Genomic DNA, 18,460 nt, shown 5'->3' on the forward strand with positions numbered 1-18,460 from the left:
TCGCATTAAAAAGGGAAGTGATCTGCGGCACAGGCAGCTTGCTTCGCCGGGGCGGGCAACCTATCTGCAATGGACCGGCAGATTTTTGCGAAGAGGACGAGATGAGCGCATTCGACGATCGTGAACGGGCTTTCGAAACGAAATTCGCCCGCGACCAGGAAGTGCAGTTCCGCATTACCGCGCGTCGCAACCGGCTCGTCGGCGAATGGGCGGCCGAGCGGATGGGGCTGACCCCCGAGGAAACCGACGCCTATGCCAAGGCGGTGGTGCAGGCCGATTTCGAGGAAGCCGGCGACGAGGACGTCATTCGCAAGCTCGCGGGCGACCTGACCGCAGCGAATGTCGAGATCAGCGATGCCGAGATTCGCAGCGTTCTCAACGACAAGACCGCCGAGGCACGGCGCCAGTTCATGGACAGCCAGGGCTGATATCATGGGCATGCGCGAAGATGATCTGCGGGCAATGATCGCGGCCGCCTTCCCCGATGCCGAGGTGACGATCCGCGATCTCGCCGGCGACAACGATCATTATGCCGCGCATGTCGTCAGCGAATCGTTTCGCGGCATGTCCCGCGTCGCCCAGCACAAGGCGGTCTATGCCGCGCTCGGCGGGCGGATGGGCGGCGAACTTCATGCCTTGCAATTGACGACCGCCGTTCCTTCATAGGGGGCATGGATTTTTGCGGCGCAGTTTCGCGCGCCGGACCGGAGACACGACATGACCGACCCCACGACCCACGACCGCATCGCCAAGCTGGTCGCCGATCATCCCGTCCTGCTGTTCATGAAGGGCACGCCGCTCTTCCCGCAATGCGGTTTTTCCTCGCGCGCGATCGCGATGCTCGACCGCCTCGGCGTCGAATATGACAGCGTCGACGTGCTGCAGGACATGGAAATCCGGCAGGGGATCAAGGAGTTTTCCGACTGGCCGACGATCCCGCAGCTTTATGTGAAGGGCGAATTCGTCGGCGGCTCCGACATCATGATGGAGATGTGGGAAGCTGGCGAACTCCACACGTTGGTCCAGGATATCCCGGCGCGCGCCGAATAATCGGCCGACCGGCAGACATCGAGGCCCGCTGGCGCACGCGCCGGCGGGCTTTTTGTATGTCTGCTTTGGGGTGGGGAGCGGAGGTTCCAAACCTTTGTCATTCCCGCGAAAGCGGGAACCCAGTGTGGGGTAAGCCTACGCACGCCTTGGGTCCCCGCTTTCGCGGGGATGACGAAACAAGAAAGAATGAGCCGTCCGCTTCCGGCCGAAAGCCATCAGGCTGCTTCTGCATCCTCATACGCCTGTGCCTCGGCGGCGATCAGAATGTCGGCGAGCATCCAATAGGCTTCGCCCCAGGCCGCGAGCACCTCGTCGGTCGCGACCGCTTCGCCCCAGAACCATTTGATGAAGGTCGTCAACGACCTGGTGAACGCCGGCTATCTGGAAAGCGTGCGCGGCCGGTTCGGCGGCCTTCGCCTTGCGCGGCCGGCAGCCGAAATCAATGTCGGGGCGGTCGTTCGCCATACCGAGGAAGGCTTCGATCTCGTCGATTGCGGAAGCTGCATCATCGCGCCGGCCTGCGGCCTGACGGGCGCGCTCGCCGAAGCGCTCGCGGCCTTCATGCGGGTGCTCGACGGCTATAGTCTCGCCGACCTGCTGCGAAAACGGCAGGCATTTGCGGCGCTGTTCGGCATCGAAGGCAGCGCTGTCGCCGATTGAAGTCCACTGGGACAAGCAGCAAGGTTGCACGAACTATCGTTCAAAAAGCACCTTTGACCGCGCCCGATAACGCCTCGGCGCAACATAGGCACCTTTCTCCGGGTTGAGTTCTAGCGCCCGGACGCCATTCCGCGCGCCCAAAAAAGGAGTGGTCTCTATGCGTTTCAAACCTCTTGTCCTGACCGTGACCGCCGCCGCAGCGATGGCGCTCGGGGCCTGTTCGCAGAAGGAGGAGGTCGCTGCTGCGCCGCCTCCGCCGCTTGGCGCCGTTCCCGGCAGCGTCGCCGCCGACCGTGACGGCGACGGGATTATAGACGGCTATTACACCGCCGACGGCATCTATCATCCGAATGCGCCGATGATGCCGCCCCCGCCGCCGCCCGCCCCGACCCGTCTCGGAGAACGCGGCTGATGCCGCATGGCCGGGGAACGCGGCGCCGCCGCGTTCCCCTGTTCCTCATCGCGCTGGCCCTCGGTGCCGGATTTCAACCGCCTGCGATCGCCGCGCCCAAGGCCGCGCGCGCAGCGCCGGTTCCGGCCGCCGTCCTCGATGCGATGCGTGCGGAAGCCGGCGGCGATCTTCGGCGCTTTTACGCCGAGCGTGGCTTCAAGCCGCTGTGGGTCGGGCCGGGCGGGGTGGGGCCGCAGGCGGCAACGCTGATCGCCTATCTCGACTCGGCCGACCTCGACGGCCTCAAACCCTCCTCCTACGACGTCGATGAGCTGCGCGCGCTGGTCGCGCGCGCAAGAACCGGCAATCCGCAGGCACTTGCCGATGCCGAACTCGCACTTTCCGATGCTTTCGCGCGCTATGTCCGCGACCAGCGCGGCGCTGGCAGGGCGAAGATGACCTATGCCGACAAGGCGCTGAAACCCAAACGCCCCGACACGCTGACGGTGTTGCGGGCCGCTGCCTTTCCCAAGTCCTTCGCCGCCTATGTCGACGACATGGGCTGGATGAGCGAACATTATGTCCGCCTCCGCCGCCTCGTCGGCCATGCGCAGAAACAGGGGGCATCGAAGGCCGAGATGGCGCGTCTGCGCCTGAACCTCGACCGCGCGCGCGTCCTGCCGGGGCCGTGGGTCCACCATGTCGTCGTCGATGCCTCTTCGGGACAGCTCTGGTATTATGGCGACGGCAAGCGCGCGGGGACGATGAAGGTCGTCGTCGGCGCGCCCGAGACGCAGACGCCGATGCTCGCCGGCAAGCTGCAATGGGCGATCCTCAATCCCTATTGGAACGTCCCCGACTATCTCGCCGAAAAAAGCATCGCGCCGAAGGTTCTTGCGGGCCGCAGCCTCGCTTCGCTGCGGATGGAGGCGCTGTCGGATTGGGGCCCCAATCCGCGCAAGCTGTCCCAATCCGAAATCGACTGGCACGCGGTGGCATCGGGGTCGCAGGTGCTGCGGCTGCGCGAATTGCCGGGCGGGGCCAATTCGATGGGCAAGGTGAAATTCCTGTTCCCGAACAAGGAAGGCATTTACCTGCACGACACGCCGGCGCGCGACCTGCTCGCGAAACCCGACCGCCATTTCAGCAACGGTTGCATCCGGCTGGAAAATGCCGCCGAGCTTGGCCAGTGGCTGATGCAGCGGTCGATCCGCACGAAGTCGAAGGCGCCCGAGCAGGCCGTGGCGTTGCCGGTGCAGGTGCCGGTCTATCTTACCTATATCACCGCCGTTGCCACCGAACGCGGCGTCGCCTTCCGCAACGACGTTTACGGCCGCGACGGATAGAACTTCGGGTCGCTGAAAGAGCTTCCGGGGGGCGGGGCCTTTCGGCCGCTCCGCCCCCCGTCTGCTTCGGGGGTAAGTGGGGATTTCCCGGTGAGGGCAAGGGACATCAGGGACCAGACCGATGTCCCCCGCCGCTCGCTTGAGCGGAACACTCGGGAACATTTCATACCATACAATTGCCGTGCCATTTTCGCGCGGACACGGATTTCGGCAGGAGACGCTGGTTAGCAAAAGCTTACCGTCGCTCCGGCTTGTCAAATATTCCGACACCTCCGATCGCGCTGTCATTCATCCACCGTTCAGGCCATTGACTACATTTGTAGTCGCGTTGCGAGGCGACGCCGGACGGAGGGGTTTTCGATATGGCGGAACGGGCAAGCGAATCGGAAATGCAGGTGCTGTCGGCGCTGTGGGACGATAACCCGCAGACGGCCGCCGAACTCACCACGCGTATCGGCAAGGCCAATGGCTGGACGCAGGCGACGGTCAAGACGCTGCTCGCGCGGCTGGTCCAGAAGGGCGCGGTTACCGCCGAGGCCGACGGCCGGCGTTATCTGTATCGCCCCGCGGTCAAACGCGCCGACGCGGTGGGCGAGGAATCGCAGCGCTTCGTCGACCGGCTATTCGGGGGGCGCGTCAGCCCAATGATCGCGCATCTCGCCGAGCGCGAGGCGCTGACCGACACCGATATCGCCGAAATTGAGGCGCTGCTCCGGAAGCTCAAGTCATGAGCGCCGCGGTGCTGATACAGGCATGGGGCGACACGATGCTCGCCACCGCTATCCTCGTGCTGGCGGTGCTGGTCGTCCGCAAATCCTTCGCGCGCCATTTCGGTCCGCGGCTGACCTATGCGCTGTGGCTGGTTCCGGCGCTGCGCCTGATCCTGCCGCCGCTGCCGTTCGCGGATCCCGTCGTGACGGTGCCGGTCGATGCCGCGATGCTCGTTACGGTTGCGCCGGTGACGACGGTCGTTTCGGCGGCCGATGCACCAGCCTGGTCGATGGCCGATGCCGTACCGCTGCTGTTTGCCCTGTGGGCGGCGGGGGCGGCCGCGGTGCTGGCCAGCGCGTTGCTGGCGCACCACCATTTTCGGGCTGCTGTGCTGCGCGGCGGGGTCGAACTCGAAGCGGTCGGCAAGGTCCGGCTGGTCATGAGCGAGGCGGTCGACGGCCCGGTCGCTTTCGGCCTGCTCCGACGTTATGTCGCGGTCCCGCGCGATTTCTTCGCACGCTACGCCGCCGAGGAACGCGCGCTCGCGATCGACCATGAACTGACGCACCACCGTCACGGCGACCTGTGGGCGAATGCGGCTGCGCTGGTGCTGCTCGCGGCGCAATGGTTCAATCCCTTCGCCTGGCGCGCGCTCCGCGCTTTCCGCTTCGATCAGGAAGCGGCGTGCGATGCGCGGGTGCTGACGATGGCCGACACGGCGCCGCGCGACATACGCACCGCCCGCTATGCCACGGCGATTGCCAAGGCGGCGGTGGGCGCGCGGCTGTCGCTGGCCGCGCCGATGGCGGTGCACGACAATCTGCAGGAGAGGCTGACGATGTTGATGCGACAGGATATCTCGAAACGGCGCGGTCTCGCGGGACGGCTGCTCGTCGGCGGCGTGGCGCTCGGCGTCCTTGCGACGACGGCGACGCTCGTCCCCGCCGGGATCGCGAGCGCGAGCGTGCAGTCCGCGGACATGCCCGAACCCCCGGCCCCGCCGCCACCGCCCGCAGCTCCGCTGCCGCCCGACGCGCCGTTGCCGCCCGAGGCCCCGGCGGCGCCCGATGCGCCGCACGGGGTGATGCTCGTCACCTCGGGTAAGGACGGCGTGACCGAACAGGTCTGGACGTCCGACGATGGTTCGAAGCGGGAGGTACGGCGCATCACGATCCGCGACAGCGACGACGACAGCGGCGGCACCGGCGACAGGGGCGCGACGGGCGTCCGTCATCTGGAATTCGCGATGCCGGGCGGCCTGTCGCGCAGCGATATCGTCGCGACGCTGAAGGAACAGGGCATCACCGGCACCCGCGCCGAAGCGATCGCCGACAAGCTGGAGGCGAAGCGCAAGGCGCGCTTCCGCACCGCACTGGCGCCGCTCCCCCCGATGCCACCCATGCCGCCGATGCCCGCTGCCGGCTGGGCACCGGTGCGCGGGCAGGCGATGGCGATCGCCCGCTGCGGCGACGGCAGCGCCCCGCCGGCGGTCGACCGCGAGGAAAGCGACGGCGGCAGGCGCAGCCGTTTCGTGATGATCGCCTGCTCCGACGGGCCCGGCGGCAAGGCCGCGCGGCTTTCGGCGCTCAAGAAGGCGCGCGACAATCTTCGTCAAAGCGACGGAGCGATGTCCGACACGATGCGCGCCAAGGTGGCGGCCGATCTGGACAAGGCGATCGCCGAAACGGAAAAATCGGGCGACTGAATTTCCGGAGTTTCGACGCCGACCTTCGTCCCCGGTGAGGTCGGCGGCAGGGGCGGGGGAAGGGAGTGGCGCGTCCACTCGCTTCTCCCGTGCCGCCTTGCCGGCGTGTGTGTGCGTTTTGGCGTGGGGAGCTGAATGGCCGCTTTTGCAAACAAATTTGGCAAGGCCGACATTCGTCGGCGCCTTAATGTTCGACAGCGGATAAAGCATTCACGGGTACGCAGTTCTCAGCTTGAATTACCACCGGAAAAATCCGTCAGCAAAACACGACTTAAGTTTCTCTCGCTTGGTGTCGAAAAATTCCTGGCGGTCGATAACATCGGAAATTGCATCGGTGATCCGCAGAAAGCGCCCATCCTCATTTCCTTGGATGCCGCCTGCACCGGTTTTGCGGCGCATGGCATCAACCTCGCCGTCGAACTCTGATCCAAAATAGTTAGCCCACGAAAGCTGCGGCAAAAATCGATAGTATCGGCGTTCAGCCAATTGCCACTTGTCGGGGCTTCTCCAATGGCCCTCAGAAGTCTTCCAACTAGTAAACGAACCTTCCCCTACAAGCGGTCCGTCGAAGCGTTCGAAGCGATCCTTTCCCTCAGAACGAGACAATTCTAATTCTGTAAAGAGGTGCAGCATCCCGTACGCAGGCTTACAAACATCCACGATACGCTCGAACAAAACATACCAATCAATTTTCGGATCATAGTTAAACTCTATCGAAAGCGTGTCGCACAGCGAACGATCAATCTCCGGTCGAAAATCTACCCTGCCGCGGCCTGCAAGAGAGCCCGTGCGGCTCCAATTGTCAAACGGCGTTCAAAAGGGACCCCCGATCGGCGTCGAAGAGGGACCCCCTTTTCGGATAATATGATGCTGGTTTGTTGAAGATGGCCTTGCGCTGCGTGCGGCGGAGGGCGGGCGTAGCCCGACCGGAGGCGCGCGCAGCGCAAGATAGATTTTTGAAGGCGCCGAAGGTGGCTGTCAGCTGCGGTTTTTGAAGCGCCAGCTGTCGTTGCCCGTCTCGACGATATCGCAGTGGTGGGTGACGCGGTCGAGCAGCGCCGTGGTCATCTTGGGATCGCCGAACACGGTCGGCCATTCGCCGAAGGCGAGGTTCGTGGTGATGATGACGCTGGTCCGCTCATAAAGCTTGCTGATGAGGTGGAACAGCAACTGCCCTCCCGAGCGGGCGAACGGCAGATAACCGAGCTCGTCGAGCACGATCAGGTCGAGCCGCGACAGCTGCGCCGCCAGGGTCCCGCCTTTGCCGATCCGGGTCTCCTCTTCGAGGCGTGTCACCAGATCGACGGTGTTGAAGTAGCGGGCGCGAGCGCCCCTTCGCACGACATTGGCGGTGATCGCGATGGCGAGGTGGGTCTTGCCTGTCCCCGTGCCGCCGACCAGCACGATATTGCGGCGAGGCGGGAGGAAGGAGCCATCGTGAAGGGAGCGGATCATCTCCTCATTGATCGGTGTGCCCTCGAAGCTGAACCGCTCCAGGTCCTTCACCACGGGCAGCCTCGCAGCCGTCATCCGATAGCGGATGGAGGCTGCATCCCGGTGGGTCGCCTCAGCACGGAGCAGGTCGGTCAGTATCTCCATGGTGGTGCGCTTGCGCTGGAGGCCGGTGGTGACCGCCTCGTCGAACGCCGCCGCCATGCCCTTGAGTCCGAGGCCGCGCATCGTGTCGATCATATCATGCCGCTGCATCATAGCCTCGCAGCAGATCATAGCGGGCACAGTCGGCGAGCGGAGGATGCTGCAGCATCCGGTCTTCCGAAGTGACGATGCTGTGGGGTGTCGCCGGCTCGCGGCGCCGGGAGAGGATGTTGAGGATCAGCTCGTCGCTGGCCGTTCCGTTCGCCAACGCTTCGCGCACGGCAGCCTCTACCGGCTCCAGGCCATCGGTGAGCACCGCCGAGAGGACCCGCACGAACCTGCGATCGGCCTCGTCCCCGGTGCCGAGCCTTCGCCGTAATCGGTGCAGGGCGGGCGGCAGATCCCAGTCCTGGAACGGTGCGCCGTTACGCAGCGCGCCGGGCTTGTGCGCGAGGACCGGCAGATAATGCCAGGGATCGTATATCGTGCGGTTCCGACCGAAGTGGCGCTCATGCTCCCCGACGATCGCATCGCCGCAGCGTATGACGATGCGATCGGCATAGGAGCGCACCTGAACGGTCCGGCGTGCGGCCGTCGACATGACCGAGTAGCGGTTGCGATCGAAGCTGATGAGGCAGGTGCCGGTGACGGCATGCTCGCTCTCATGGAAGCCGTCGAACGGTGCCAGGATCGGCTGCAGGGCCGGTCGCTCCATATCCAGCGCCTCGGCGACGGTAATATCCCCGCGTTCGGGATGGGCATGATGCTCGGCCCAGCGCCGGCACTCGGCCTCCAGCCACCCGTTGAGCTCGGCCAGGCTGGCGAACCGGAGTCGCGGCTGGAAGAAGCGGCCTCGGATCGTCTGGACCTGCTGCTCGACCTGGCCCTTCTCCCATCCCGCCGCCGGCGAGCAGGCGGTCGGCTCGACCATGTAATGATCGGTCATGATCAGGAAGCGGCGGTTGAACACACGCTCCTTGCCGGTGAACACGGCCGTCACCGCCGTCTTCATATTATCGTAGATACCGCGTCGCGGCACACCGCCGAAGAACGCGAACGCCCGGGCATGGGCATCGAACAGCATCTCCTGGCCCTCGCGCGGATAGGCCCGGACATAGGGTGCGCGCGAGTCGCAGAGACGCATATGCGCCACCTTCACCCGCATCGGCTTGCCGGCGATCTCCACATCCTCGTGGCTCCAGTCGAACTGGTAGGCCTCACCCGGCTGGAAGGTCATCGGGATGAACGCCGGTGCGCCTTCGCCAGCATCCTTCCGCCGCGCAGCACGCCAGCGCGCCGCATAGCGGCGCACCGCATCATAGGATCCATCGAACCCCTCGCGCACCAGCAGGTCATGGATACGCGTCATCCGTAGCCGATCGCGGCGGCCGCGACCTTCGTTCTCCTCAAGCAGCGCATCGAGACGATCCTGATAAGGACCGATCCGCGGCAGCGGCTGGACTTTGCGCTGATAGTTGAACGCCGCCTCCGGCGACCGGATCGCTTTGCGGACGACCTTCCGCGACAAACGAAGGTCACGAGCGATCGCCTTGATCGCCTTACCCGCTGCATGCTCACGCCGAATCCGAACCACTGTCTCCACGATCAACATCCCGTTCTCGCCAACTGATCAAAACCAGTCGGCCGACTAAATCCCCGGGATGAAGGGGTCCTTTTTGCACGCCGATCACCCCACGAAGGGGGTGCCTATTGCACGCTGATCCTCACTCCAATCCGCACCAACATGAAACTCGCCCTTTTCTATGAGCTTGCCCTTGTCGGGTCCTTTTCCTTCCCGCTTTTCAAAGGGCATAACGGTGAGCCATAATGAGCCGAAATCATATGCCGTTCCGACGTCATGTTTTGCCGACCATATTCGAATTTTGTTCGGTGTGAGGCGCTTGGAAGTTTCTTCATGCGCCTGATGGATTGCTGCGCCAAATTCCCTACCGGAAATATCCACATAGGTCGTGATGCCTATCGCAATCTTTGGCCGCACTGGAGGCTCCCACTTCGTGGCTATGACAGCCTAGTAAACCGATGGCTGGCCGATAGGCCTATTTAGCTTGATACATCATTCGGGGCCGAATCGTTAGCTCCGTCAAGCTACCGACGATTCTGTCGATCGTCCCATGACGGCTCAACACCTAAGTGCCAATTTACGACTGCTTTCGCACCGCGAGTTAAGTGCGGCCAACGACCGTCATCGGTCGAAATCTGTCGAGACGCCGGCGTCGTCAACGAGGCCCGACGCGCGGCCACCGGGAGAGGAGCGCATACGAAATGGGGGCCGGCATCGCTGCCAACCCCCACTATCCGGTCTTGCTCCAGTGGCGACGATCCGCTTCATCCCGGTCCGCTGTTCTTGCGATCAGCAGCCCGCAAAACGATGCGTCTTCGCACGCGCCGTAGCAGCCCGGCGACGGTTTGGTCGGCCCCCTTTCGGGGGCCGGCCGCACCTGGAAAACTCTTCATCATCTCTTCTTGCGTCTGCCGAAGCAATCGCTGTCCAAGCGATGGGCTGTCTTCCTGTACTCGATCGGGTCCGCCTCAACTCGTGGGAATCGCTGCGTTCCGTGATCAAGCTATCGTTCGATTTCCTCGTCAGTCCGATCCGTTCTCTTCCGGCTAGTCTTGCAACCACCCTTAATGTCCCGGCGGGTCGACGTCTCTGTCGTCCGATGATTGGAAGCTGACATGAAGCCGCGGGACGGCCAACAAAAAAGCATCGCAATGCGGCTTCCAAACCCTCGCGCTTGTGGATAAGTCCGGCATTAGCAACAAGCCTTTGCTGCGCAGCATTTTTGTAACAGCGGCGCAACATTTTCGGATTCGAAATGGACCATCTTTGCGGTGGTCGCGAGTCGCATCGGCCGCTTTTCGACATCGGGGCGATCGCGACTCGGAGGAGACCGAGGCGCAAAAAAACGGGGCCCGAAGGCCCCGCTTCCATTTCGTCCGAAGGACCGACTAACCCTTGACGGTCACCTCGACGCGGCGTGCCGCGGCATTGTCGGTCCCGGTTGTCGTCATCTCGGCGGGTTTTTCGAGCACTACCCTGTCGGCGACGATGCCGAGCTTTTCGAGCGCCGCCTTGACGCTCTTCGCGCGGTTCTTCGACAGTTCGGCATTGGCGGCGGCATTGCCCGTCGGATCGTTATAGCCCGACACGGCCAGCGTCGCCGCAGGATTGCCGTCGATATAGGTCTTCACCGCCGCTGCCGCGGTCGACAGGTCGTTCGACACCACCGATTTGCCGGTGTCGAAATAGACCGTCAGCATCGGCTTGCCTTCGCGTTCCGCCGCAATCACGCCCGCGCCCTCGGGAATCGCCGCGGCGGGAGCCGGTATGGCGTCGCCGGCCGGGGGCGTCGCGGTTTCGCTGATCGCGATGGCGTCGCCGGTCGGCGTGACGGGCGCTTCCTGTTTCGAGCAATAGCGCATGCCGAAGAAGATCAGTGCGAGCAGGAGCAGCGCCAGCAGCAGCCAGGGCAGCCAGCCCATCCCGCCGCCGGGGGCCTCGTCGGGCGCCGAATAGGCGGCCTGCGGCGTGGCCGGCGCTGCGGAGGGCGGCGGCGGTGGAGGCGGGGGAGGCGGCACGGGTTCCGGCGGCTGTGGCGCCGCGGCGGCGGGGGTTGCCGCCGCTGCTCCGGCAGCACCCAGCGCGGCAGCCGCAAGCGGCGCGTCGGGTGCCGGGGCGGGGTCGTTCGCCTTGGCGCCGCCATTGGTGTCTACGCCGCCGCTGTCACCCTTCGGCGATCCGGCCAGACCCGCAGCAGCGCCGGCCGCTCCGGCAAGCCCTGCGGCGCCGGCCGCGGCGCCCGCGATCCCGCCGAACAGCGTCAGGAGCCCGAAATGTTCGGCGAGAAGATAATAGACGGTGACCCGGTTCTTGGTGCGGTCGCCCTTCATTCGCTCGCCGACCCCGGCAATCGCGGCGTCGAGCGTCGCGTCATCGTGCGTCAGGCCGAGCTTCTTCTTAAGGAAATTCTCGCGAATGCGGTCGGTTTCCTTCTTGTCGGTAAAGGAAACGAGCGAGGAATCGACCTTTCTGAGCGCGATGCCCAGATATTTGACGATTGCCGCGACCACCTTTTCATCGGCGTCGGCGGCATATTTGCGGACATCAGCCAGCCAGTCTTGAGCCATGCGACCTACCTCCTTCGAGGGCGCAAGCAACCGCCATCAGGCGCCCGCCGGAGCGGCGGGACTCGGGCCCCGGTCGTTGGAACCTATGGCTTTTTTGCTCGAAGGCAACCGGCAGCAGGGCCGGACCGCCTATCGCTTGCCGAGATCGCCCTTGCCGATCGTCCCCGAAGCCATTTCGAGCATGCGGTCGAGGCTCTTGCGTGCGGCGAGGCGCAGCCCTTCCTCCATCTCGATCCGGGGTTCGAGGTCGCGCAGCGCGATGTACAGCTTTTCCATCGTGTTCAGCGCCATATACGGGCAGATGTTGCAGTTGCAGTTGCCGTCGGCGCCGGGCGCGCCGATGAACGTCTTCCCGGGCAGCGCGAGTTCCATCTGGTGGATGATGTGCGGCTCGGTCGCGACGATCAGCGTGTCGCCGGGGAAGCTCTTCGCGAACTGCAATATGCCGCTCGTCGAGCCGACATAATCGGCGTGGTCGATGATGTGCGGCGGGCATTCGGGGTGCGCGGCGACCGGCGCGTCCGGGTGCTGCGCCTTCAGCTTCAAGAGCTCGGTCTCGCTGAACGCCTCGTGGACGATGCAGACGCCCGGCCACAGCAGCATCTCGCGCCCGAACTTGCGGTTGAGATAGCCGCCGAGATGGCGGTCGGGACCGAAGATGATCTTCTGTTCGGGCGGAATCTGGCTGATGATCGTCTCGGCGCTCGACGAGGTGACGATGACATCGGAGAGCGCCTTCACCGCCGCCGAACAGTTGATGTAGGTCAGCGCGATATGGTCGGGATGCGCTTCGCGGAAGCGTTTGAACTGTTCAGGCGGGCAACTGTCCTCAAGGCTGCACCCGGCATCCATGTCGGGCAGGATGACCGTCTTCTGCGGGCTCAGAATCTTCGCCGTCTCGGCCATGAACTTGACGCCGCAGAACGCGATGACGTCGGCGTCGGTGTCGGCGGCCTTGCGCGACAGTTCGAGGCTGTCGCCGACGAAATCGGCGAGATCCTGAATCTCGGGCTTCTGGTAATAATGCGCGAGGATGACGGCGTTGCGCTCCTTGCGGAGTCGGTCGATTTCGGCGCGCAGGTCGAGGCCGGAGAGATTCTCGCGAACGGGAGCAGTCATGGCTTATCCTTGTCTGGTGCCTTTGGCGCCCCCTCTACACGGCGACCTGCGGCAGGGCAATTCGCCGCGTCAGCCGCCAGCCAGTCTTTCCGCAAGCGCGATGACGGGGGGCGTCAACGCAAGCAGATAGATGGTGGCGCGCACCAGGATGACAACCGCCGCGATCGCCTTGGTTGCCGGGTGGATGCGGCCGAGTGTGCGGCGATCGTAAAGCGCGATGATGCCGACGACCGCAAGCTGGATGAGTCCGACCGGGATGTCGGACCAGCCGACCATCAGCGGCATTGGCAGGAGGCGGCCCAGCGCCGGTTCAAGAATGATAATGGTCGCGCCGATCATCAGCCGCCGGTGCCAGGCGGTCGTGTGGCGGCGGCGCACCGCAGCCCAGACCATCGCCCCGAACGCCAGCGCCTCGATGGTGGTCAGGGCCAGGAAATAGGGCGGCGAGAAGAAAGGCGGAAACCGGTTCAGTACCAGCGATGCGACGCCGGTGAAGACGCCAAGCGCGGTGATCGCCAGCGCCAGCGTGGCCCCGGCCCAGCCGAGCTTGCGGTGCAGCGGCAGATTGTCGCGCGAGACGAGCGTCGGCTGGACCATCAGCAATCCGAGCCATGCGAGCATCGCGACGCCGTGCGCATGCACCCAGAACGGCGCCGCGACCGGATCGACGAAGCCGCGCAGCGCGAACTGGAGAAAACCGAAGACGATGAAGATCGCGAGGCCGATCGCCATGCGATGCCAGAATAGCTCGGCGCGTACCGCGCCTCCTGCGGTCGTGGCCATGCCTTTTCCCCCTATCCGACCCCGGGACGGAGGATAGCGCAGCCGCGAAAAAGCGGAAAGTGGCTTCTTAGCCGCCCGGCGTCGCGGCGAAGCGTGCCGTCACCTTCGCGTCGATCCCCGCCGCCTTGAGCGGCATCGCGAAGCTTTGTTCGACCGCGGTCCGCGCCGCACCCTGCGCGAGCCGCATCGGCGTGGTGCCCTTGGCCTGCTTGATCAGCTCTTCCTGCGCGCGCTTGCGGTTCGCGGCGTCGAGCGTCCGTTCGGCATCGGTCAGCGCCAGCAGGATTTCGCCGTCGCGAAACTCGCTGATCGCGTCGATATCGATCTCGGGACCCGCGAGCCGGAGCGGCGGCAGCGTGACGGTGAGTGCGTTGGTCGCGGCATCCCAGTCGAGATCCGACTGCTTCAGCTTGCCGAGGTCGAGTTCGTAGCGCACCGTGCCCGGCATGATCAGCGTCTTCTTCGCGCTGAGGCCAAGCCGGCTCTGGGTAGAGGTCACGACTGCGACGTAGCGCGCGGTAAAGGGCACGAGAATATTCTGTTCCTGCAATCCCTGCAGGCTCGCGGCGACGACGGTTTCGGGATCATAGCCCCTTTGCCAGTCTCGCCATGCCGCGACCGCCCACCAGACGGCGAGCAGCATCACCAGCGCTGCGGCGAGCAGGATCAGGCGCGAGAGGATGCGGGGCGAGGAAGAAGATGATGTCATGGCGTTGTATAGACCGAGCAATCGGGCGCCGGGCGATCCATTTCGTATCGCGCCGTCGCGGGGTTATAATGCAGCAAACGCGTGTAGCTGCATTCGGGATCCTTCCAGTGCGTAAGGTCGCTCTTCTTCAGCTTGATGTTGCTGTTGTCCTCGGTCCGGCGCGACGTATGCGGGTAGGCCGTTGCGGTCGTTTGCAACGTGAGCGCGGGCAGTTCGCCGCCGTCGGGCGCCGCCGCGGCCAGTGCGCCAGTGAAGCTATATTCGTCATGACAGGCTTCGAGCCGGTTTTTCATATCCTGTTCCGAAAAGCAGGCGCGGATCATCAGCGAACTGTCCCAGACGGTATCGAGCACCTCGGCGCCGAGCGAGACGCCGTCGGCGTTCCGGTCGAGGCGCAGCAGATGCAGGCGGCTGCCCGAGCCGCCGCCGCCCGAATACATTGCGCGCTCTTCGGTGACGATGCCGACGAGATATTGGCGGCGTTCCGGATTTTCGGCTTCGGCGCCTTGCGGCACGACGATGAGGCGCGGCCACAGGCCGGCCAGTTCGTCCGCGCCAAAGGGAAGGGCGATCGTATCGCTGTTGTCCGACGACGGCGATGCCACGATCAGGCTGGCGCCGGCCGCGCCGCCCTCTTCGGTCGCCGGCACCTCAAGGCACAGGCTGTTGTCGGGCAGACAGCGCCGTCCGTCCGCGCCAGCGACGAGATCGACAACGACATTGGCATGGGCAGGGGCAGGGGCAGGGGCGGGTGCGGCGACCGGCTGCGTTGCAGCGACCAGGATCGGCAAAAGCATTCAGGCAAGTTCCCATTCGTCGTTCTCGGTACGCACGATGCCGCGCGCTTCGAGATCGAGCAGATGGGCGAGCACCGAACGGCCGGCGGCGCCGGTCAGCCGGGGGTCTAGTCCCTTGTACATATGCTGCACCATGACCGGGATCACAGCCGTTCCCTTTTCGAGCTCGCGCAGGATCTGGCGTTCGCGCTGCCTGCGGTGGCCGAGCATGCCGCGGACAAGCTGTTTCGGGTTCGTCACCGCGGGGCCGTGCGCCGGATAATAGACGCGGTCGTCGCGGTCGTAGAGTTTCGAGAGGCTCGCCATATAGGCCGCCATGTCGCCGTCGGGCGGGCTCACGACGCTCGTCGACCAAGCCATGACATGGTCGCCGGTGAACAGCGCACGGCTTTCGGGCAGCGCGAAACAGAGATGGTTCGACGTGTGGCCGGGCGTCGCGACCGCCTCGATCGTCCAGCCGTCGCCCAATATCCGTTCACCGTCGCCAAGCACGCGGTCGGGCGTATAGTCGGGATCGAAGGCCGAATCGGCGCGCGGGCCATCGTCGGTCAGGACCAGCGGCGCGCAGCCGATGATCGGCGCGCCGGTCGCTTCCCTGAGCGGCGCGGCGGCGGGCGAATGATCGCGGTGGGTATGGGTGCAAAGGATCGCGGCGACGCGCTGTCCTGCAACCGCGCGCAGGATCGCGTCGACATGGCCCGCGCCGTTCGCGTCGGGCGGATCGCCGATGCTCATGCCGCTGCCGGTGGGGCCGGGATCGATCACCGCGACGTCGGCGCCCGCGCCGACGATCCACGTCTGGGTGCCGGTAAAGGTATAGGGCGACGGATTGGGTGCGAGCACCCGTCGGACGAGCGGCTCGTGCTGCTCGCAGTCGCCGGCGCGGATTGTATCGGGCCAAGGCTTTTCTTCGCTCATCGCCAATATGTGGCATCGCCGGGCCCAAAGAAAAAGGGCCGCTGAGAAAAGAAGCGCGGGACCGCGATCTCGGAGTGCCTTGCCCCGCCGACTGCCGACTTTCGCCGAGATCCTTTTCCTATAAATATCTGCGCCTGTGAGGCATCTCACATCACATTCGGCGCGAGTTGGCTATTTCAACCCTGCGACCCGGAACAGTTCCCGATCGGGAACTGATCCTACTTTCCCGGCCGCGTCTTTTGGGGCGGCCGGGAACCTTTCGCACCCCCTTCGCATTCTAGCAGCATCGTTGAAACGATGTCCGGACGCGACGAGGCGTTCGCATTTTTGCCGGGCGTTTCGCCATCCGCCCGGCCGGTTCAGGAAGGGAATAACATGGGTTTAATCATCACATTGATCGTCGGCGGAGTGATCGGTTGGCTTGCCAGCATCGTCATGCGCACCGACGCGCAGCAAGGGATCATCCTGAACGTCGTTGTTGGCATTGTCGGCGCGTTCCTCGGCAATATCCTTGGCGGCATGTTCGGCATGGGTGCCAGTCTCGACGCCTTCAGCCCGATCGGCCTGCTTTGGGCGTTTATTGGCGCAGTGGTTCTGCTCGGCATCATCAACCTTGTGCGCCGCGGCAGCGTGCGCTGACGGGACGGCGGCGGCTCCCATCGGCGCCGCCGCCATTCTGCTAGGCGATTTCAAATATCTGCGTTACCAATAAGAGGCCTGCGAAGGCGGGCGACAGAAACGATCGTAGGGGGTCATCATATGACTTGGATTATCGCAATCATCATGGGCGGCGTTATCGGCTGGCTGGCCAGCATCGTCATGCGCACCGACGCTCAGCAAGGCATTTTCCTGAATATCGTTGTCGGATGCCTGGGATCGATCCTTGGCCGCTTTCTTTTCGGTAGTTTTCTCGGCGGCGGGCATTTGCGCGGCGACGCCTTTGACCCGATGACCTTGCTCACCGCTTTCATCGGCGCGGTGATCCTGCTCGCCATCGTAAACCTCGTCCGGCGCGGCCGCGTGCGCTGAAGAAACGCCTGTTCCGGTCCATTCCGGACCGGCCGCAAAAAAGGGCGGCCCGCATCGGCGGGGCGCCCTTTTTCTTTGGAAATCGCTGGGGTCGGTGGCTATGAGGCGCAGCCGGATTGCGGGCGAAGCGGCGTTGTTTCCCCCTTGTCAGGGGTGATTTAATTAGATAATACACCTCGACGAAACTGGGTCGTGCGGACTGGGGGCGGATCGCTGTCGGGCGATCGTCGTGTCGGCTGCCACGAACGGCAGATTGGGAATTCGGCGTGAACTACGAGCGGAAAGTGGATGTGATGGACAGCCTGACGGGGTCGACCCAAAGCTTTTACGACGATGCGGACAATCGCCGCAAGCGGACGCGGCTGATCGTCGCGCTCGTGCTGGTCGCGCTGGTGCTCGTGGCGGCCTGGTACGGATTCAAGCAAGGCATGGGCGACGGCGCCGCGACTGCGGGGGACGAGGCTACTACGACAAATGCGCCCAGCGTCACGGTGGTGATCCCGGGACGCGTGTCGGTCGAGGCCGCGATTTCCGCCAACGGCACGATTGCGGCGCGCCGCGAGATGCCGGTCGGCGTCGCGGGCGAGGGCGGCGAAGTCGTGCGCGTGCTCGTCGAGCCGGGCCAGTGGGTCGGCGCGGGTCAGACGCTGGCGATCATCGACCGGTCGGTGCAGGCGCAGCAGGCGGCGGGTCTCTCCGCATCGATCCGCGTTGCACAGGCAGATGCGAACCTTGCACAAGCCGAACTCGAACGCGCCGAAGCGCTGGTCGGACGCGGCTTCATTTCCAAGGCCGACATGGACCGCAAGCGGGCGACCCGCGATGCCGCGAACGCGCGTGTCCGTGTCGCGCAGGCGCAATATCAGGAAGCGGTCGCGCGCAACGGCCGGCTCAACATCGTGGCGCCGGCTGCCGGGCTTGTTCTGACGCGGCAGGTCGAGCCGGGCCAGATCGTCGGCGCAGGCAGCGGCGTGCTGTTCCGTATGGCCAAGGGCGGCGAAATGGAAATGCTCGCGCAGATGGCCGAGGCCGATCTGCAGCGCGTCGCCGTGGGAACGCGCGCGACCGTCACCCCGGTCGGGACCAGTCTGCAAATCGCCGGGCAGGTCTGGCAGGTTTCCCCCGTCGTCAACACCGACACGCGCCAGGGCATGGTCCGCATCGCGATCCCGTACAGCAGTTCGCTGCGGCCGGGCGGCTTTGCCGATGCGCGGCTGGTGGCGGGCACTGCCGAGGCGCCGTTGCTGCCCGAAAGTGCGGTCCACAGCCGAGCCGACGGCAATTATGTGCTGATTGTCGGCAAGGACGACAAGATCGAACAGCGCGCGATCAAGGTCGGTACCGTCAGCGACAGCGGCGTGTCGATCGCGTCGGGGCTGACCGGAAACGAAAAGGTCGTCGTGCTGGCGGGCGCGTTCCTGAACGTCGGCGACAAGGTGAAGCCGGTGATTCAGAAGGCGTCGCAATAATCCGGATGGTGCGCACAAAGGCGTTTAT

General features: G+C 64.7%; 21 protein-coding genes and 1 pseudogene. 12 read left to right on the forward strand and 10 right to left on the reverse strand.

All coding sequences use genetic code 11. The annotated features are described in order from the left end of the window. Window positions 1-101: 101 nt before the first annotated feature. From AN936_RS03585 to grxD, 3 genes are read left to right on the forward strand one after another with little or no spacing between them, the layout of a single operon-like run. Window positions 102-428, forward strand: a complete 327-nt coding sequence (locus tag AN936_RS03585; RefSeq protein ID WP_054586936.1) for a DUF1476 domain-containing protein — start codon at window positions 102-104, stop codon at window positions 426-428. A 4-nt stretch (window positions 429-432) separates the two neighbouring features. Further along, window positions 433-666 (forward strand): BolA/IbaG family iron-sulfur metabolism protein, encoded by a 234-nt coding sequence (locus AN936_RS03590; protein ID WP_054586937.1) that lies wholly within the window; start codon window positions 433-435, stop codon window positions 664-666. Window positions 667-717: 51 nt separating this feature from the next. Further along, a complete protein-coding gene (grxD, locus tag AN936_RS03595) occupies window positions 718-1,050 on the forward strand; it encodes a Grx4 family monothiol glutaredoxin (RefSeq protein WP_054586938.1) in 333 nt (110 codons plus the stop codon). Between the two features lie 215 nt (window positions 1,051-1,265). Here grxD and AN936_RS24990 read toward each other — a convergent pair whose 3' ends face one another. Then, on the reverse strand, window positions 1,266-1,409 hold the full coding sequence (locus AN936_RS24990; RefSeq protein ID WP_158500038.1) for a hypothetical protein: 144 nt from the start codon (window positions 1,407-1,409) through the stop codon (window positions 1,266-1,268). Here AN936_RS24990 and AN936_RS03600 point away from each other — a divergent pair. The 6 genes and pseudogenes from AN936_RS03600 to AN936_RS24585 all read left to right on the forward strand — a co-directional run. Further along, window positions 1,384-1,710: pseudogene (locus AN936_RS03600) on the forward strand (RrF2 family transcriptional regulator); the annotation flags it as partial. The gene AN936_RS24990 and the pseudogene AN936_RS03600 overlap by 26 nt on opposite strands. A 157-nt stretch (window positions 1,711-1,867) precedes the next feature. Then, complete coding sequence (locus tag AN936_RS03605; RefSeq protein ID WP_054586939.1) at window positions 1,868-2,122, forward strand: hypothetical protein; 255 nt, start codon at window positions 1,868-1,870, stop codon at window positions 2,120-2,122. Beyond that, window positions 2,122-3,447: a L,D-transpeptidase family protein gene (locus AN936_RS03610; protein WP_054586940.1), complete on the forward strand. Its 1,326-nt coding sequence runs from the start codon at window positions 2,122-2,124 to the stop codon at window positions 3,445-3,447. The genes AN936_RS03605 and AN936_RS03610 overlap by 1 nt, the downstream gene beginning before the upstream one ends. A gap of 362 nt (window positions 3,448-3,809) precedes the next feature. After that, window positions 3,810-4,178: a BlaI/MecI/CopY family transcriptional regulator gene (locus AN936_RS03615; RefSeq protein ID WP_054586941.1), complete on the forward strand. Its 369-nt coding sequence runs from the start codon at window positions 3,810-3,812 to the stop codon at window positions 4,176-4,178. Next, a complete protein-coding gene (locus AN936_RS03620) occupies window positions 4,175-5,863 on the forward strand; it encodes a M56 family metallopeptidase (RefSeq protein WP_054586942.1) in 1,689 nt (562 codons plus the stop codon). Before AN936_RS03615 ends, AN936_RS03620 begins: the two co-directional genes overlap by 4 nt. A gap of 135 nt (window positions 5,864-5,998) precedes the next feature. Beyond that, entirely contained in the window at window positions 5,999-6,289 is a 291-nt protein-coding gene (locus tag AN936_RS24585) for a hypothetical protein (protein WP_149037583.1), read from the forward strand. A gap of 552 nt (window positions 6,290-6,841) precedes the next feature. Here the strand turns inward: AN936_RS24585 and istB are convergent. The 9 genes from istB to AN936_RS03660 form a co-directional block, all read right to left on the reverse strand. After that, complete coding sequence (gene istB / locus AN936_RS03625; RefSeq protein ID WP_031304487.1) at window positions 6,842-7,570, reverse strand: IS21-like element helper ATPase IstB; 729 nt, start codon at window positions 7,568-7,570, stop codon at window positions 6,842-6,844. Further along, complete coding sequence (istA, locus tag AN936_RS03630; RefSeq protein ID WP_021238707.1) at window positions 7,557-9,071, reverse strand: IS21 family transposase; 1,515 nt, start codon at window positions 9,069-9,071, stop codon at window positions 7,557-7,559. The genes istB and istA overlap by 14 nt, the downstream gene beginning before the upstream one ends. Before the next feature lie 75 nt (window positions 9,072-9,146). Then, complete coding sequence (locus AN936_RS24590) at window positions 9,147-9,458, reverse strand: hypothetical protein (protein ID WP_149037584.1); 312 nt, start codon at window positions 9,456-9,458, stop codon at window positions 9,147-9,149. Window positions 9,459-10,429: 971 nt separating this feature from the next. Beyond that, window positions 10,430-11,608, reverse strand: a complete 1,179-nt coding sequence (locus tag AN936_RS23960; protein WP_084758154.1) for a DUF2853 family protein — start codon at window positions 11,606-11,608, stop codon at window positions 10,430-10,432. A 129-nt stretch (window positions 11,609-11,737) separates the two neighbouring features. After that, on the reverse strand, window positions 11,738-12,727 hold the full coding sequence (gene nadA, locus AN936_RS03640; RefSeq protein ID WP_054586943.1) for a quinolinate synthase NadA: 990 nt from the start codon (window positions 12,725-12,727) through the stop codon (window positions 11,738-11,740). Between the two features lie 69 nt (window positions 12,728-12,796). Continuing rightward, complete coding sequence (locus AN936_RS03645; protein ID WP_054586944.1) at window positions 12,797-13,510, reverse strand: hypothetical protein; 714 nt, start codon at window positions 13,508-13,510, stop codon at window positions 12,797-12,799. A 67-nt stretch (window positions 13,511-13,577) separates the two neighbouring features. After that, complete coding sequence (locus AN936_RS03650) at window positions 13,578-14,219, reverse strand: DUF4230 domain-containing protein (RefSeq protein ID WP_054586945.1); 642 nt, start codon at window positions 14,217-14,219, stop codon at window positions 13,578-13,580. Next, a complete protein-coding gene (locus AN936_RS03655; RefSeq protein ID WP_054586946.1) occupies window positions 14,216-15,016 on the reverse strand; it encodes a hypothetical protein in 801 nt (266 codons plus the stop codon). The genes AN936_RS03650 and AN936_RS03655 overlap by 4 nt, the downstream gene beginning before the upstream one ends. Beyond that, window positions 15,017-15,934 carry an MBL fold metallo-hydrolase gene (locus AN936_RS03660; RefSeq protein ID WP_054586947.1) on the reverse strand — a complete coding sequence of 306 codons (918 nt, stop codon included), beginning with the start codon at window positions 15,932-15,934 and terminating at the stop codon, window positions 15,017-15,019. 375 nt (window positions 15,935-16,309) lie between these two features. Here AN936_RS03660 and AN936_RS03665 point away from each other — a divergent pair, with 375 nt between their 5' ends. From AN936_RS03665 to AN936_RS03675, 3 genes are all read left to right on the forward strand, one after another. Then, window positions 16,310-16,573: a GlsB/YeaQ/YmgE family stress response membrane protein gene (locus AN936_RS03665; protein WP_054586948.1), complete on the forward strand. Its 264-nt coding sequence runs from the start codon at window positions 16,310-16,312 to the stop codon at window positions 16,571-16,573. 120 nt (window positions 16,574-16,693) lie between these two features. Further along, window positions 16,694-16,963 (forward strand): GlsB/YeaQ/YmgE family stress response membrane protein, encoded by a 270-nt coding sequence (locus tag AN936_RS03670; protein WP_054586949.1) that lies wholly within the window; start codon window positions 16,694-16,696, stop codon window positions 16,961-16,963. A gap of 266 nt (window positions 16,964-17,229) precedes the next feature. Next, window positions 17,230-18,432, forward strand: coding sequence for an efflux RND transporter periplasmic adaptor subunit (locus AN936_RS03675; RefSeq protein WP_420496833.1), 1,203 nt, complete (start codon window positions 17,230-17,232; stop codon window positions 18,430-18,432). The last annotated feature ends 28 nt before the right edge of the window (window positions 18,433-18,460 follow it).

This window comes from Sphingopyxis macrogoltabida, from assembly GCF_001307295.1.
GTDB lineage: Bacteria > Pseudomonadota > Alphaproteobacteria > Sphingomonadales > Sphingomonadaceae > Sphingopyxis > Sphingopyxis macrogoltabida_B.